14 protein-coding genes and 1 pseudogene are annotated in these 14,815 nt (G+C 62.8%); 9 read left to right on the top strand and 6 right to left on the bottom strand.

Translation table 11 applies throughout. The features are described from left to right. Positions 1-70: 70 nt before the first annotated feature. From AB4Y44_RS25305 to AB4Y44_RS25290, 4 genes are all read right to left on the bottom strand, one after another. Positions 71-298 carry a hypothetical protein gene (locus AB4Y44_RS25305; RefSeq protein WP_368701183.1) on the bottom strand — a complete coding sequence of 76 codons (228 nt, stop codon included), beginning with the start codon at positions 296-298 and terminating at the stop codon, positions 71-73. A gap of 235 nt (positions 299-533) precedes the next feature. After that, on the bottom strand, positions 534-1,040 hold the full coding sequence (locus tag AB4Y44_RS25300; protein WP_342918784.1) for a GNAT family N-acetyltransferase: 507 nt from the start codon (positions 1,038-1,040) through the stop codon (positions 534-536). Positions 1,041-1,079: 39 nt separating this feature from the next. Next, on the bottom strand, positions 1,080-1,313 hold the full coding sequence (locus AB4Y44_RS25295; RefSeq protein WP_368701182.1) for a diguanylate cyclase: 234 nt from the start codon (positions 1,311-1,313) through the stop codon (positions 1,080-1,082). 215 nt (positions 1,314-1,528) lie between these two features. Further along, the gene (locus AB4Y44_RS25290) at positions 1,529-2,482 is read right to left on the bottom strand and encodes a LysR substrate-binding domain-containing protein (protein WP_368701181.1); all 954 of its coding nucleotides are present in this window, start codon (positions 2,480-2,482) and stop codon (positions 1,529-1,531) included. A gap of 131 nt (positions 2,483-2,613) precedes the next feature. Here AB4Y44_RS25290 and AB4Y44_RS25285 point away from each other — a divergent pair, with 131 nt between their 5' ends. From AB4Y44_RS25285 to AB4Y44_RS25275, 3 genes are all read left to right on the top strand, one after another. Then, positions 2,614-3,783, top strand: coding sequence for a M20 aminoacylase family protein (locus AB4Y44_RS25285; RefSeq protein ID WP_368701180.1), 1,170 nt, complete (start codon positions 2,614-2,616; stop codon positions 3,781-3,783). Positions 3,784-3,822: 39 nt separating this feature from the next. Next, positions 3,823-4,617: an ABC transporter substrate-binding protein gene (locus AB4Y44_RS25280; protein WP_342918787.1), complete on the top strand. Its 795-nt coding sequence runs from the start codon at positions 3,823-3,825 to the stop codon at positions 4,615-4,617. Positions 4,618-4,738: 121 nt separating this feature from the next. Continuing rightward, the gene (locus AB4Y44_RS25275; RefSeq protein WP_368701179.1) at positions 4,739-5,926 is read left to right on the top strand and encodes a porin; all 1,188 of its coding nucleotides are present in this window, start codon (positions 4,739-4,741) and stop codon (positions 5,924-5,926) included. Between the two features lie 71 nt (positions 5,927-5,997). Here the strand turns inward: AB4Y44_RS25275 and AB4Y44_RS25270 are convergent, their stop codons facing one another. After that, on the bottom strand, positions 5,998-6,183 hold the full coding sequence (locus tag AB4Y44_RS25270; protein ID WP_368701178.1) for a hypothetical protein: 186 nt from the start codon (positions 6,181-6,183) through the stop codon (positions 5,998-6,000). A gap of 473 nt (positions 6,184-6,656) precedes the next feature. Here AB4Y44_RS25270 and AB4Y44_RS25265 point away from each other — a divergent pair, with 473 nt between their 5' ends. The 6 genes from AB4Y44_RS25265 to AB4Y44_RS25240 all read left to right on the top strand — a co-directional run bounded on the left by AB4Y44_RS25265 (position 6,657) and on the right by AB4Y44_RS25240 (position 13,468). After that, positions 6,657-7,724 carry an asparaginase gene (locus AB4Y44_RS25265; RefSeq protein ID WP_368701177.1) on the top strand — a complete coding sequence of 356 codons (1,068 nt, stop codon included), beginning with the start codon at positions 6,657-6,659 and terminating at the stop codon, positions 7,722-7,724. A 263-nt stretch (positions 7,725-7,987) separates the two neighbouring features. Then, positions 7,988-9,367 carry an MFS transporter gene (locus tag AB4Y44_RS25260; protein WP_342918790.1) on the top strand — a complete coding sequence of 460 codons (1,380 nt, stop codon included), beginning with the start codon at positions 7,988-7,990 and terminating at the stop codon, positions 9,365-9,367. 76 nt (positions 9,368-9,443) lie between these two features. Then, entirely contained in the window at positions 9,444-10,445 is a 1,002-nt protein-coding gene (locus tag AB4Y44_RS25255) for a LysR family transcriptional regulator (protein WP_342918791.1), read from the top strand. Next, positions 10,423-11,838, top strand: coding sequence for an aspartate ammonia-lyase (locus AB4Y44_RS25250; protein ID WP_368701176.1), 1,416 nt, complete (start codon positions 10,423-10,425; stop codon positions 11,836-11,838). Before AB4Y44_RS25255 ends, AB4Y44_RS25250 begins: the two co-directional genes overlap by 23 nt. Positions 11,839-11,920: 82 nt before the next feature. Continuing rightward, positions 11,921-12,406, top strand: coding sequence for a prolyl-tRNA synthetase associated domain-containing protein (locus AB4Y44_RS25245; protein ID WP_368701175.1), 486 nt, complete (start codon positions 11,921-11,923; stop codon positions 12,404-12,406). A gap of 267 nt (positions 12,407-12,673) precedes the next feature. Next, on the top strand, positions 12,674-13,468 hold the full coding sequence (locus AB4Y44_RS25240) for a DUF899 domain-containing protein (RefSeq protein ID WP_342918794.1): 795 nt from the start codon (positions 12,674-12,676) through the stop codon (positions 13,466-13,468). Positions 13,469-13,496: 28 nt separating this feature from the next. Here AB4Y44_RS25240 and AB4Y44_RS25235 read toward each other — a convergent pair. After that, positions 13,497-14,815 (bottom strand): annotated as a pseudogene (locus AB4Y44_RS25235) (adenylate/guanylate cyclase domain-containing protein); the annotation flags it as partial.

The following is a 14,815-nucleotide window of genomic DNA, read 5'->3' as shown; positions in this document are numbered from 1 at the left end:
TAACCCGGCGACGATCCGTGCATTACGGCGCGTTTCGTGACTATTGCCGCCGGCGCGAACCTCGGCACGATCAACTCAACGACGCCAGCAAGATCGACAGCTTGCGGATATGCGCCCTGAACGCTTCGGTCATCTCGCGGTTATGGCCATCACTCAGATGCGGCGCTTCGGCCAGCTCGACCTGGCCGTGGAACTCCTCGGAAACTTTGCGCCGTTCGTCGGGCGGAAGTATGCGGATGAGGGACACCATCAGTAATTCCTGCGCATGGATGATACCGAGCACGGATTGTTCGTTCATGTCGACCTCCGTCTGAACGCGGCGATGCCAGCGGCTGAACAGCAGGACAAAGCGGGCAGGTGACGGCAGCACCAGGCCGGTGCTGTCTTCGATCCGCCTTTTCGCTCGTCCATACTAGCGCAAGGATCGGGTCATCTGCACGCCGGCTGACCCGACGAGCCGCGAATCCGGCGAGGGCGTTTCCATCCCCGGTTTCGCCTGGCTGGACAATCTCAGTGAGCAATCGCTCCGACAGTCAGCCAGCGCCATTCCATTCCATTTTCTGCACGATGATGCCGGGCTGATTGGCTAGCGCTTCTCGTTCGGGCAACAACTGGAAACCATGTCGGCGATAGAGACCTACCGCGCGGGTGTTATCTGGCGAGACTCGCAACACGACTCTCCGCTGTCCGCGTTCGATCGCGCGCGCCTGGATTGCATTGACCAGGCGACCTGCCACTCCCAGGCCTCGGTACTGCGAGTGAACCCACATGGCAATCAGGTTGTATTCGCGCGAGCGGCTTATAGCGTCGCCGATAAGACCGACTGCTTGCTCTCGCACCATCGCTACCAGATATTGCGGCTGTGTCTGACCTGAAGCACATTCGCGCCATTGCTGCTCGCTATACGCAGCCGCGGTGGCGTAACTCAGGCCGAACGCCGTTGGGCTGTCGAGCAGCGCAGCAAGGAAAGCCGTCTTCAAGATTTGCCAGTCGTCTTCCGAGGTCGGGCGAACAAGAGCAGGGCTCGACGCTGTGTCCATACAGGATTCCCGGGATTTGAGGCTTATCATTTCGAATATCTAAAGGTACTCTTTCCTGACATCGAGGGTGCGTTGCGTACGCGTCATGCGGCAAGCCCGCCCGGCATCGATGGCAGGCATTGGCCCGGCCGCGCTCTTTTGCACGTACATCGCCCTGTCTGCCGCTTTGACCACATCCGCCGCACGGTCACCGGACTGCAGCACCGCCACGCCGAGACTTGCGCGTACGCTGTATTCGCTGCCATGCACGTTGACGCTTTCGTGCGTCGACATGATCCTGAAAAGAAGGGGGCCTTGCCCTTCGTTTTGATGCACCGTTATAACGGCAGGCTCGCCCGGAAGTTGATGGTCATTTGTGAAACAGCACGGACGTGCTGGGTCTGGCGCACGGAGAATCAATAGCCAGACGCACGCACAGATAATCTCGCGAGATCACAATGGCCGTTCGCAGTGCGGACCGATCGCTCGCTGACGAGCAGTCTCATGGACTAGATCAACAGCTCCAACGTCTCGAACAAGGCGAGGTCTTCTTTTTTCGCCGAGCGCGCATGTCGGCGTATGACCTGCAGCAGGCAGTCGATGAAGGCGGCGGCCGCGCGGCTCAGCGTGCTGTTGCGCCGTGTGACGATGGCCAGTTGTCGGGGCTCGAACGCCTCACGCAATGCAAGCGGCCGCAGGCGGCCGCCGAACGGCGGCACATGGCTCAGGATCGTCGGGCTCCACGTGCACATGTCTGCCTGCTCGACCATGGTCTGCAACGTCGCTACCGACTGCGCGCGGACAATGCGGCGTTCGTCTATCTGCGCGCCATGGCGCGTGAAAAGATAGTCGATGAGATCCCGCTGACCGTCCGGTGCGAAATTGAGCACCCAGTCCTCGTCCAGCAATTCGTGGATTGAGCGCGCCCGCGCCTTGCGATGGCCTTCGCGCACCATCACCGTCGACTCGTAGGCCAGCAGCGGCTCGCATGCGAACTCCTGCGCGCTCGCGCCGGGCTGTAACTGGCCGACGGCAAAGTCCATGCTGCCTTCGCGCAGCAGCGGCTGCGCGACTGCCATCAGTCCTTCGATCAGCTCCAGGCGGATCTCGGGCATGCGCTTGCGAAAGCGTTGCACGGCTTCGGCAAGAAAGGTCAGCGTAACCCACGGCGTGACGCCCACCATGAGGCTGCCTTCCATGCGCCCTCTCAAGCGCTCCAGATCGCTGTGCGCGTGTTCGAGCTGGTTGAGCACGAGGCGCGCGTGCGTGAGGAGCACCTTGCCATGCTCGGTGAACGTGATGCCTTCGGGCGCGCGGATCAGCAGCGGAAGACGCTCGCTCGCCTCCAGTTCGCGCAGGGCACGCGTGACGGCGGCCTGGGAAAGCCCGAGCGCACGGGCCGCGCCGCGGATGCTGCCGGCGTCCGCGCTGGCGACGAGCGCTTCCAGTTGATGCAGTTTCATTTGCGCAGAAACGCCCGACTGGCGCAGGGTGACAACAGAAGGTCGTCATCATAACAAAACGCCGGCTGTACCCAGCAATTTGCGCTGCATACGATTCGCTCCACGATGCGCACAGGGGCGAAGGAGGCGAATTGAGCAGACAGTGGGTTTTGCCGGAAGTGGCGGCGATAGAAGCCGAAATGATCGCGTTGCGCCATGAACTGCACGCGCAACCCGAACTGGGCTTCGAAGAGCACGCGACGAGCGCGCTCGTCGCCGCGAAGCTCGACGCGTGGGGCTATCGTGTGTCGCGCGGCGTGGGCGGCACGGGCGTGGTCGGGACGATGGAGCGCGGGCGTGGGGCTAACCTCGGGCTGCGCGCCGACATGGACGCGCTTCCGATTCACGAGGCGACGGGCCTTCCCTATGCCAGCCGCAACGATGGTGTCATGCACGCGTGCGGCCACGACGGCCACACCGCGATGCTGCTGGCGGCCGCTCGATGTCTTGCGCAAAAACCGCAATGGCGTGGCACGCTGCACCTGATTTTTCAACCGGCCGAAGAGGGCCTGGGCGGCGCGCTCAGGATGATCGAAGACGGCCTGTTCGAGCGCTTTCCCTGCGACGCCGTGTTCGCGATGCACAACATGCCGGGCTTTCCGGCGGGAACGATCGGGTTTCACGGCGGTGCGTTCATGGCCTCCGCCGATGAGGTGACGATTCGCGTGATCGGCCGCGGCGGCCACGCGGCCGCGCCTCAGCAGACGATCGACCCGGTCGTGGTCGGTGCGTCGATCGTCATGGCGCTGCAAAGCGTGGTGGCGCGCAACGTGGCGCCGCATGAGCAGGCCGTGGTCAGCGTCGGCGCGCTGCACGCGGGTAGCGCCTCGAACGTCATCGCGCCTCATGCCGAGCTGCACCTGAGCGTGCGCGCACTTTCGGCGCGGGTGCGCACGCTGCTGGAGCGGCGCATAACCGAAGTTGCCGAAGGGCAGGCCGCAAGCTATGGCGCGCGCGTGGAAATCGACTACCGCCATTGCTACCCGGTGCTCGTCAACCACGAGGACGAGACCGAACTGGCCCGTCGCGTCGCGCTCGAGTGGGGCGGTGCGCAGATGCTGATTGACGGGCTGCGTCCGCTCATGGCGAGCGAGGACTTCGCATACATGCTGGAGCGTTGCCCGGGCAGCTACCTCTCGATCGGCAATGGGGACGGCACGCAGCATTGCTCGCTGCACAATCCCGGCTACGACTTCAACGACGCGAGCCTCGCGATTGGCGCGAGCTACTGGATCAAGCTCGCGGAGCAGATTCTGCAGTAACCCCCGAAACAACTGAAACGACAGCAAGGAGACAGGCAAATGAAGAAATGGACGATGGCGCTTTCACTGGCGCTCGCGGCGGCTGCAACGGCTGGCTCCGTACACGCGGCGGATCTCAAGGGGCGGCAAATCAGGCTGGCGGTCGACCCCACCTATCCGCCGCTCGAATACAAGGCGCCGGACGGCACGCTCACGGGCTTCGGCGTCGATCTCGCCAATGCGTTGTGCGCGCAACTGAATGCGCATTGCGTATGGGTGGAAACCAGCTTCGACGGCATGATCCCGGGCCTGATCGCGCGCAAGTTCGACGTCATTTCGTCGTCGATGACCATCACGCCCAAGCGCATGGAGCAGATCGCCTTCACCAACAAGATCTCGAATGCGCCTGCGCGGCTCGTCGTCCGGCGCGGCTCGCCGCTGCTGCCCGATGCGGCCTCGCTCAAGGGTAAGCGCGTGGGTGTCGAGCAGGGCACGAGCCAGGAGGACTACGCACGCGCGAAATGGCAAGCCGCCGGCGTGGAGATCGTCGCTTACCAGAACCAGGATCAGGTATACGCGGACCTGACGTCGGGCCGCCTCGATGCGGCGTTTCAGGCCTCCATTGCGGCGAGCGACGGCTTTCTGAAGCGACCCGAGGGCAAGGACTTCACCTTCGCCGGAAACGCCATCGACGATCCGAAGTTCTTCGGTCAGGGCGACGGCCTCGGTCTGCGCAAGCAGGACACTGCGTTGCGTGACGCGTTCAACGCAGCGCTCGCCGAGATTCTCGCGAATGGCACCTACGCGCGCATCAACAAGAAGTATTTCGACTTCGACATTTACGGCGCGAAATAACGCGGACCAGACCGGGTAGCCGGCGTGGTGGGCGCAAGGCATGCGGCCCGCCACAGCGAAGGGAAAAGGGGCACGCCTTCGTTGACATATTTAGCATGCCTTACAAAAAAACGGAAACCTGATGAAGAGGAAGATCTTTTGCGTCATGGCGCTGTGCGGTGCGGCGGCGCCTGCGTTCGCGCAAAGCAGCGTAACCCTTTACGGTGTAATCGACGAGGGTATTGACTACACGAACAACGTGGGCGGCCACGCCGTGTACGAAATGACGAGCGGCTATGCGCAGGGCAGCCGTTGGGGACTCAAGGGCACCGAAGACCTGGGCGGAGGCAACAGCGCGATCTTTCAGATCGAAAGCGGCTTCAACGCGAGTAACGGAGCGCTTGCACAAGGCGGCCGCGCGTTCGGGCGGCAGGCGTTCGTCGGCCTCGCCAATGAGCGTTACGGCACGCTGACGCTCGGGCGCCAATACGATTCCGTGGTCGACTATCTTGCACAGACCACGGCGAACGGCAACTGGGGCGGCTACCTGCTTTCGCACCCGCTCGACAACGACAATACCGACAATACCTTCCGGCTCAACAACACGATCAAGTACGCGAGCCCGACGTACGGCGGCTTCTCGTTTGGCGGCACGTACAGCTTCAGCAACGATACGAACTTTGCGAACAACCGCGCGGTGAGCGTGGGCGCGCAATACACGGTGGGCGGATGGCTCATCGCCGCCGCGTACCTGAACGCCAGCAACCCCGCGCTGACCTCGGGCGGCGCGATCTCGGGCGCGAGCAGCACGAACGGCGCGGACGGCAATTTCGCTTCGTCGCGGTTGCAGATATTCGGTGCGGGTGTGAACTACACGGCTGGATCGGCAACGGTCGGCTTCGCGTACTCCAATACGTACATCGGCCAGCCCGTGGCCAACGTTGGGTATCTCACCGGCGACGAGACGATCCAGCCGGCGACCGGACGGCTCGCCGGCGGCCACGTGACGTCGCTCAGGTACCAGAATTTCGAGGTCAACGGCAAGTACCAGTTCACGCCGGCCTTCTTCGTCGGAGCGGACTACGTTTACACGATCATGCACTACGATGCGACGACCGGTAGCGTGCAGCCTTCGATCCACTCGGTGGGCCTGATGGCCGACTACAACCTCTCGAAGCGCACGGACGTCTATCTGCAAGGCGCCTTCCAGCTGGTTGCGGGTGACAGGACCGGCTCGTCGCTCGACCAGGCATACGTGCCCGGTGCGCAGGATCTTTCCTCGACTTCGCGCCAGCTCGTAGTGCGTGCCGCCATCCGGCACAGCTTCTGAGTTCAGACCAGGCCTCGTGCTCCGTTCCAACGGAGCACACGTCGACCTGTGTCGGTACCTGCGATGTTGAATCAGTTATCGTCGCTTCTGGATGGGAGATGCTCGTGAGGCTCGGGCTCTGCCGCGTCGGCGTCAGGAAGGTCGTCAGGGGCCGGGTTTTTCAGGCCCTTTGGATCGGGCTGGCGCGTCTTGTGGACGGACGTTTGCGCGGGGTTGAGGGGGTTGCCGGTCGGCTCCCTGGATGGGTTCGACGTCATGATGGACTCCTGCGCTGATGAATACAGCTCCCTATCATGATAGTCCGCCTGGCCGCCTTGGGCAGATGTGCCGATTCCGATTGGGCTGCCTGGCTGCACCGCTAAACACGCGGACATCGCTAAACATCCAACGGCAGGTAGCCAAACTGGTCCATCGAAAGCTCGCCGCCATCGCCTCGAGCCGGCCAGTAGAGTCGAATGATGTTTGAGTGCGCGCTTGCCCCAAAAAAGGGGCCGCGAAGCGTTTGCCGCAGTGGAGACGCTTGACCTTCCAATGATGGTAACCCGCTAAGCGGATCACATCTTCATCTTCCGTACTCCGCACTATCAGTTTCTTTAATGGAGCCCCGTGCCTGATTTGATTTCCTGAATGTGTCACTACACTCGTCTTCAGCGATACGCCAATTTTGATGGCTATCGAGAGTTCCACACTTCCAGTCTGGAGACATCCCGTGAGACACAACCACGCTCATATGAGCGACTACTTAGGCCGGCTGTTAGCCGGTCTTGCGCTCTGCCTGTTCTCAGTGGCGCCGGCCATGGCGCAATCCACATCCCCCGATAAACTGCCCCACGTAGCGGTGCTGGCAACCGGCGGCACGATCGCAGGTACCGCGGGGAGTGAAACGCAGACGACGGGCTACAAGCCGGGCGTGCTGACGGCTGACGCGCTTCTCAAATCGGTCCCGTCACTGGGCAAGATTGCCCAGGTGTCCGGTGAACAGATTTCGAATGTCGGAAGTGAGAACATCACCAACGATATCCTCCTGAAACTGGCGAAGCGCGTGAATCAGCTGCTTGCTCAACCGGATATCGCGGGTGTCGTGGTGACCCACGGCACCGATACCCTTGAGGAAACCGCCTATTTTCTAGATCTCGTTGTCAAGAGCGACAAGCCCGTGGTGGTCACGGGATCGATGCGGCCGTCGACGGCCATCAGCGCCGACGGTCCGGGCAATCTCCTGCAGGCAGTCACGGTTGCCGCCTCGCCGGAGGCGCGTGGTCACGGCGTCATGATCGTGCTGAACGACCGGATCGGCTCGGCTCGCTACACCACGAAGACCAACGGCACGACGCCGGATACGTTCAAGGGAAACGACGCGGGTTACCTGGGCACGCTGGTGGACGAGGTTCCTCACTTCGAGACGTCCGTGCTGAAACGCAATACCACGGCTACGCCATTTGACGTATCGAAGCTCGATGCTTTGCCGGAAGTCGATATCGTCTACGGCTATCAGAACGACGGCGGCTACATGTACGACGCCGCGGTCGCGCACGGAGCAAAGGGCATTGTCGTCGCCGGCGTTGGAGCAGGCAGCGAGTCGCTTCTCACCCTTCCGTCAATCAGGAAGGCGATCGCCCAGGGGGTGATCGTGGTCCGCTCTTCCCGTACAGGAGGCGGATTCATACCGGAAGATCCCGCCTATGTGGGTCTTCTCGGTGACGATCTGAACCCCCAGAAGGCCCGCATTCTCCTGATGCTTGCGCTTACGGCGACCAAAGATCCGTCGAGCATCCAGGCAATGCTTCACGAGTTTTGAATCGCTTCGCCGGCTGAGGACCGGTGAAGATCATTCGTTCAGGCGCGACGGTGCTGCCAAAGCACCGCCGCGCCGCGTGCCGTTCCAGGAGACTCGGCCGGTTGGCGTACGTCGAGGTGCTCTACTTCAGCCTCCGCGTGACATAGTATTAGAGTTATTGATACTGACATCGGATATGCTGTTTTCTTGAATCTGAGTCCCTACACTGGTTTCAGAAGGCGCAGGCAGGCGCCCCGCTGATAACCAGAGTCCAGGAGACGAAAGTGAGCAAGCAGATATTGATGGAGGACGTTCCGCTGCGCGGTTTCCACTTGCGCGTGGCGTTCAGCGGTACAGGCGGACAGTTCAGCGACGGTTTCGTGCTGGGCATCATCGGCATCGCGGTGAGCATGGCTGCAGGGGCGCTGCACCTGAACGCGCTCTGGATGGGAGCACTCGGTGCGGCGTCCCTTGCCGGCCTGTTTTTTGGCAGCATGTTCGCCGGGCCCGTGGCAGACAGATATGGCCGGCGCACCATTTTCGCCTTCGACATGCTGCTCTTTGCGGCGATTTCTGCAGCGCAATTCTTTGTGACGTCGCCGACCCAGCTGCTGGTGTTGCGCGTGCTGCTTGGCCTCATTCTCGGCGCCGACTATGTCGTGAGCAAATCGCTCGTCACGGAGTTTTCGCCACGCCGCTATCGTGGCCGTCTCCTGAGTGTGCTCGCGGCGGCCTGGGCGGCGGGTTACGTCTGCGCGTACCTCGCGGGTTTTGCCATTCGCGACATCGGTCCCGACGCATGGCGGATCATGCTGGCCGCCAGTGGATTGCCGGCACTGCTGATCCTGCCGTTCCGTCTCGGCGTACCCGAGTCGCCCATGTGGCTGATGAAGCGCGGCCGGAAGGACGAGGCGCTGAATATCATCCGCGCAAAGTTCGGTCCGGAAACCATTCTGCCTGCACCGGCAACCGAGACCCAGCGACGTCGTGGTGCCTGGTCAGAACTGTTCTCGGCCCGCTGGAGAAAGAACACCCTGGTCGGCTGCGTGTTCTACACGTGCCAGGTCATTCCATACTTTGCGCTCGGTACCTTCTCGCCGAAGGTACTGCAAGCCTTGCAGGTCAAGGACGGCTTTGTCGGTGGACTCGTTTATAACGTGCTGCTCTTCGCCGGAGCAATCTTTGGACTGCTGATCGTTGACAGGCTCTCGCGCCGCGCGTTCCTGATTGGCAGCTTCTATCTCGCGGCTATCGGACTCGCGGTGCTCGCCTACGCCGGGTTCGGTCCGCTCGGCACGATTGTCTCGTTTGGCATTTTCGCCTGCATTCTCTCGGCGGCGGCGAACCTCGAGTTCGTCTATCCGCCCGAGCTTTTCCCGACCCACTTGCGCGCCTCAGGCGTCGGGCTGGCCGTTGCCTCCAGCCGGTTCGGTTCCGCGATCAGCACGTTTCTCCTGCCCGTGGCCGTGCAACAGGTTGGCATTCACGCTGCGCTCGGTGTGTGCGTGGCCGTATTGGTGTTCGGTGGCGTGTTCTGTCATTTGTTCGCACCGGAAACCGGCAAGGAGAGTCTTTCGGATATGGGTTCTGGTCAGGGCGGCAATGAGCCGGCGGTGGACGGCGCCCAGAACGTGAGCCTGCACACAGCGGGACATCGCCACTGAAGCCCAGGCGTCCGACGCTCCCCCGTTGGCGCACTCATGGCAATGTCTGCTGAACGCAACTGTGGGAGAGTCCATCGTGTCGCTCAACAAGCCAATTGATATGTATGCGGTGCAGGTCTTCGTCGCCGTGGCGGAGGAGGGCAGCATGTCCGGGGCGGCTGCTCGCATGGGCATTTCCCAATCGGGTGTCTCGCAGATCGTGCGCCAGCTGGAAGACGAACTGGGGGTCGTGCTGGTCAATCGCACGACCCGTCCGCTCGCGTTGACGCCATACGGCATCGCATTGAGGAACCGCGGAGCGGTACTCAGCGAGGAGATCGCCAATCTGAAGGCGCAAGTCGTCGAAGCGGGGCGAGGCATCAAGCCCGATCTTCGCATCGGCTTTGTCGACTCGTTCGCGGCCACCTGCGGCTCGGCTTTTACGAAGCGCCTGCTGGAGAAGGTATCGCAGCTGTCTATCCGTACGGGGTTGAGCCCGCAGCAGGGCGAGGCGCTGCTGCGGCGCGATCTGGACCTCATCGTCACGAGCGACGCGCTGATCGACGCCAATGACGTCGTGCGGTTCCGGCTCCTGTCCGAGAAGTACCTCGTCATCACGCCGCGGGATTTCCGCAAGTCGGTCCGCACCGTGGAGGACATCCGGGCCCTGGCCGACGCATTGCCCATCGTGCGCTTTAACCGGAAATCACAGGTCGGCATGCAGATCGAGCGCTATCTGCGTCGCATCGAGGTGCGCACGCCGACCAGGCTCGAACTCGACAACGCCGACGCGCTGACTTCGATGGTGGCCGAAGGCATCGGCTGGGCCGTGACCTCGCCGATGTGTCTGCTTCAGGGGGCGGCTTACGCTGATGGGGTGACTCGCCACGTCGTCGACAGACTGGGCCTCGAACGGTCGCTGTATCTGGTCGCGCGGCGCGACGAATACAGCGCCTTTTTCGAAGATGCATGCGATACGGCATCCGAAGTGATCGAAACATCGTTCCTGCCGCGAGTGAAAAAGGCTCTCGGCCAGGAAATTGAACAACTGATTGAGGTTGGAAACAGGAACTCAAATGAACAGTCAAGCCAAAGCTGAAACGCGTATCGAACGCGATTACGTTGGTGAAGTCGAAATTCCGGTCGAGAAATTGTATGGCGTCAACTCGGTAAGGGGCGTCGACAATCTGACGGTTTCTCCTCTCAGCGTTGCTCACTACCCGGCTTTCGCGGTGGCTTTCGCGCAGTGCAAATGGGCGGCCGCACTCGCGAACCGGGACACCGATGTCATCACGCCGGAACAATGCGATGCAATCAGCCGTGCGTGTCAGGAAATCATCGAAGGCAAGTTTCGTGACTCACTGATCGTCGATCTGCTCGAGGGCTCGGGTGGCACGTCGACGAACATGAACTTCAACGAGGTGATCGCCAATCGGGCGCAACAGCTTTTGGGTCACGCGCCGGGCTCGTACGACGTGATCCATCCGAACGACCATGTCAACCGCTCGCAGTCCACGAACGACGTGTATCCGGCCGCGCTGAAGATTGCGACGTACGCGATGCTCGGACCGCTCGTTGCGGAAGTCGAGAAACTGGCTGAGCAGTTCGATCGCAAGACGATCGAGTTTGCCGACGTCCTTCATCTCGGCCGTACGTGTCTGCAGGATGCGCAGCCGATGCGTCTCGGCCAGCTTTTCGGCGGTTATGCGTCGCTTACGAGACGTCTCGCGGAAGAACTGGTGGCAGTGCGCGACAAGCTGCGAACGCTGCCGCTAGGTGGTACGGCAATCGGTACGGGCTTTGGTGCGCCGGCTGGGTATCGATCCGCTGTCTATCAACACCTCTCGGAAATCGTAGGCGTTGACTATGTCGCGCCGGCAAACTCGTTCGACGCGATGCAGAACATGGACGTGTTCTCGCGCGTTTCGGGCGAACTTCGCACCAGTGCGGCATCCATTGCAAAAATTGCATCGGACCTGACCGTTCTCTCCTCCGGCCCCGTGGGCGGAATTGGGGAACTGCGCTTGCCGGAGGCGCAGGCCGGCTCCTCGATCATGCCGGGCAAGGTGAATCCTGTTTTGCCGATGGCCATGATCCAGTTGAGTTTTGCCGTTATCGGCAATGACGTCGCGGTGGCTCAGGCGGTCCAGTATGGCGAACTGGAAATCAATCACTTCGAGCCCGTGGTGGCCTCCCGTGTGTTCGACAGCATCATGCTGCTGACCAACGGCATTGAGAAGTTCACGCAGAAGTGTGTGGCCGGCATCACCGCCGACGTTGCATGCAACGAGCGACATCTGATGGACTCGATGGCTGTGGCCACGGCGCTCGTGCCAAAGCTTGGATATGCCCGAGTCAGCAAACTGGCGCGCCAGTCGGTTGCGGAAGGTCGGCCACTGGTGCAGATTCTCGAGGAGTCGGGTCTGCTGTCGCGCGACGACACCCTGTCGCTGATCGATAAGGCCTCGTACCCGGTTTTTGAGCCGAGGTAATCGGCTGCTGGCCGGCCGCGCGAGGCGGCGGCCGACATGCGCAACACTCTGGATTGAACGGGAAATGATAGAAAGGGACGAATTGCTGGCACTGCTCGAGCAGCAGGACGTGCCGTTTGAATGTGAGTTCCACGAGCAGGTACTCAACATGGCGGAATCCGGGGCGCTCGAGCTGTCGCTTGACGGCGCACGCTGCAAGAATCTTCTGCTGCAGGACAAGCAGGGCGGCTTATACCTCGTGGTGACGACTGCGCATAAATCGCTGGATCTGTCCGCGGTTGCGAAGACGCTGAACAGCAAGCGTCTTTCGTTCGCCTCGGCCGACCGCCTTTTCGATCTGCTCGGGGTCAGGCCTGGGTCGTTGAGCCCGCTGGCTCTGGTCAACGACCGCGCTCATCATGTTCGCCTCGTGATCGATAGTGACCTTGGGCACGAACAGGTCTTTCTGTTTCATCCACTCGATAGCACCGCGACGATGGCGTTGTCGAGGCGAGATCTCGAAGTCTTTCTGCAGCGCATTGGTCACGCGCCGTCGTGGCACGCGCTCGGAGAGAGACGGCCGGCTTGAAGCGCCAATCGCGGGAATCAGACATCGATTCCAGGAGCCGCGAGCGCAGGACGTATGCGACGCGGAAGCGGATTAGCGAAGGTGGCGAGCCAGCAAGGTAGGCCCAGCCCCGCGACTCCACTCAGCACTCCCTCGAAATACCGCCACACTTGTTACTCCCAACCTCCGATTCCCGGTAGCAAACTACTCACGTCACCCAACGAGCGACGCGTAGCGGACGCAATCGCGCCGCTGGAATTTGCCCCAATTCAGGAGGTCGCAAAAGCCATGAGTTCAGCAACCGAAACCGGAAGGAAAGGCGGACAGCCCGCCATGCACACACCACCGATCGTCTCATCGCAGGCGTGGGAAGAGGCGCGCCAGCAGTTGCTCGTGAAAGAAAAGGCGGCGACCCGGGCTCGGGACGCCCTGGCCGCCGAGCGCCGCCGCATGCCCTGGATGGCGGTGGAGAAGGCGTATGTATTCGAAGGGCCCGCGGGCAAGCTCAGCCTGCTCGATCTGTTCGAGGGCCGGCGTCAGCTGATCGTCTACCGCGCGTTCTTCGAACCGGGCGTGTTTGGCTGGCCCGATCATGCCTGCCGGGGCTGCTCCATGGTGGCCGACCAGGTCGCCCACGTCGCGCACCTGAACGCCCGCGACACCACGCTCGTCTTCGTCTCACGCGCGCCTCAGGCCGACATCGCGCGACTGAAGGCGCGCATGGGCTGGGAGATCCCGTGGTTCACCATCACCGACAGCTTCGACGCCGACTTCGGCGTGGACGAGTGGCACGGCACGAACGTGTTCTACCGCGACGGCGAGCGCGTAGTGCGCACGTACTTCATCAACAACCGCGGCGACGAACAGATGGGCGGCACCTGGAACTACCTCGACATTACGCCGCTGGGTCGTCAGGAGGTCTGGGAGGACTCGCCCGAGGGCTATCCCCAGACCCCAACCTACAAGTGGTGGAACTGGCACGACAACTACAGCGCAGACGCGCCGCCGGACAAGAAGTGGGTCGAGGTATCGGACGCCGGCGAGGCGGCGTTCCGCAAGCAGGACCAGGAAGGAACGCCTTGAGCGAAACGTGTTCGGTCAGGCGTGTGCCTCAAGCGGCAAGCGCGGCATCGACGGCGGCGAGGTACTGCTGGAAGCCTGCCTGCAGCAGCACGGTTCGCACGCGCGTGAGTTCGCCTCGCGCGGCTTCGTCCGCGGGGGCCTGCAGGGCGCGCGCAAGCGCGCGTCCGCGTGCCGCGAACAGCTCGGCCCAGGGGAGCGGTTCGTGCCGCGTGTAGTCCTCCAGTGCGCTCGCGTAGCGCAGCACGCCGGCCGGATCGCGGGCCGACAGCATCGCTTCGATCGCGTCGCGGTAGAACCAGAGATGGTTGTGGCCGACCGCGCCGAGGCGCAGCAGGTCCGCGCCTTCTGCCAGCAGGCGCGTGCGCTCGTCATTCTCGTCGACCGCGCGGGCGAGGGCGCTCAGATTCTTCGGCGCGGAAAACTGCGTGCCCACTTCGCGCGCGATCGCCAGCGCCTCGCGCAGCGCTTCGATGGCTTCGCTGCGGTGCCCGTCGGCGAGCCAGACACGTCCCTGCATTTCCACGTTCTGCGCTTCGAACCGGCGCGCGCCCAATTGCCGGATCACGCGCCTTTCCTGCTCCAGATGGACCTGCGTCGCCGGCATATCGCCTAGCTCGTAGCAGGCGAACACGCCGAGCGTCTCGCCCAGCAGTTGCGCGCGCGGCTGGCCGATCAGCGCGGCGGCGCGCACGGCGGCAACGGCGTCTTCGCGTGCCTGCCGCGGCTCGTTCAGGTAAATGCGGCTGAAGCCCTGCATCGACAGATTGGCGACTTCGATCCGGCCGCACCCGTGCTCGCGGCTCAACGCCACGCAATCGCTGAAGTTGCGGAACGCGGTCCGCATCCGCCCTTGCGCGTAGGCGGCATCGGCAAGGCCACCGAGCGCCCGGGCCTCGGCCTCGGGCAGGCCGAGGCGCCGAGCGTATTCGAGCCCGCGCTCGTGCTCGGTGCTGCAGGCATCGATCTTGCCGAGCGGAAAGTAGATGTTGCCGCGCAGATAGTGAAGGCTCGCAAGCTCGGCCACCCGGTCGTCGCGTTCCGCGAGCCGTTGCGCAGCCTCGAGCAGATCCAGCGCTTCGTCGAGGCCTTCGCTCACCCGCAGGCCTTCGGCGAGCCCGAGCTGGCAGCGGCACAGACTGGCGTCGTCGGGGGCGGCCGCAAGCGCCGCGCGCCAGGTCGCGATCGATCCCGCGATGTCGCCGAGGTCGCGCAGCAGTTCGCCCTTGCAACAGCTCAGGGTGTGGCGGTCCGTTTCCGTCTGCGCGATCTCGAGGCCTCGCTCGGCGAGGCGCCGCGCGGCCTCGAGCAGGTGCGCCGTGCGCTGCGCGAGCGCGGCGGCCAGGTAGG

The sequence above is a fragment of the Paraburkholderia sp. BR10937 genome (assembly GCF_040965695.1).
Taxonomy (GTDB): Bacteria; Pseudomonadota; Gammaproteobacteria; order Burkholderiales; family Burkholderiaceae; genus Paraburkholderia.
Note: the sequence above shows the minus strand (reverse complement) of the source record. Positions and strands in the feature narration are given on the sequence as shown.

Excerpts from the sequence above, each read along its gene's own strand:
- AB4Y44_RS25290 (WP_368701181.1), bottom strand. The coding sequence starts at position 2,482 with ATGAAACTGCATCAACTGGAAGCGCTCGTCGCCAGCGCGGACGCCGGC.
- AB4Y44_RS25295 (WP_368701182.1), bottom strand. The coding sequence starts at position 1,313 with ATGTCGACGCACGAAAGCGTCAACGTGCATGGCAGCGAATACAGCGTA.
- AB4Y44_RS25300 (WP_342918784.1), bottom strand. The coding sequence starts at position 1,040 with ATGGACACAGCGTCGAGCCCTGCTCTTGTTCGCCCGACCTCGGAAGAC.
- AB4Y44_RS25270 (WP_368701178.1), bottom strand. The coding sequence starts at position 6,183 with ATGACGTCGAACCCATCCAGGGAGCCGACCGGCAACCCCCTCAACCCC.
- AB4Y44_RS25280 (WP_342918787.1), top strand. The coding sequence starts at position 3,823 with ATGAAGAAATGGACGATGGCGCTTTCACTGGCGCTCGCGGCGGCTGCA.
- AB4Y44_RS25275 (WP_368701179.1), top strand. The coding sequence starts at position 4,739 with ATGAAGAGGAAGATCTTTTGCGTCATGGCGCTGTGCGGTGCGGCGGCG.
- AB4Y44_RS25305 (WP_368701183.1), bottom strand. The coding sequence starts at position 298 with ATGAACGAACAATCCGTGCTCGGTATCATCCATGCGCAGGAATTACTG.
- AB4Y44_RS25250 (WP_368701176.1), top strand. The coding sequence starts at position 10,423 with ATGAACAGTCAAGCCAAAGCTGAAACGCGTATCGAACGCGATTACGTT.
- AB4Y44_RS25265 (WP_368701177.1), top strand. The coding sequence starts at position 6,657 with ATGAGCGACTACTTAGGCCGGCTGTTAGCCGGTCTTGCGCTCTGCCTG.
- AB4Y44_RS25240 (WP_342918794.1), top strand. The coding sequence starts at position 12,674 with ATGAGTTCAGCAACCGAAACCGGAAGGAAAGGCGGACAGCCCGCCATG.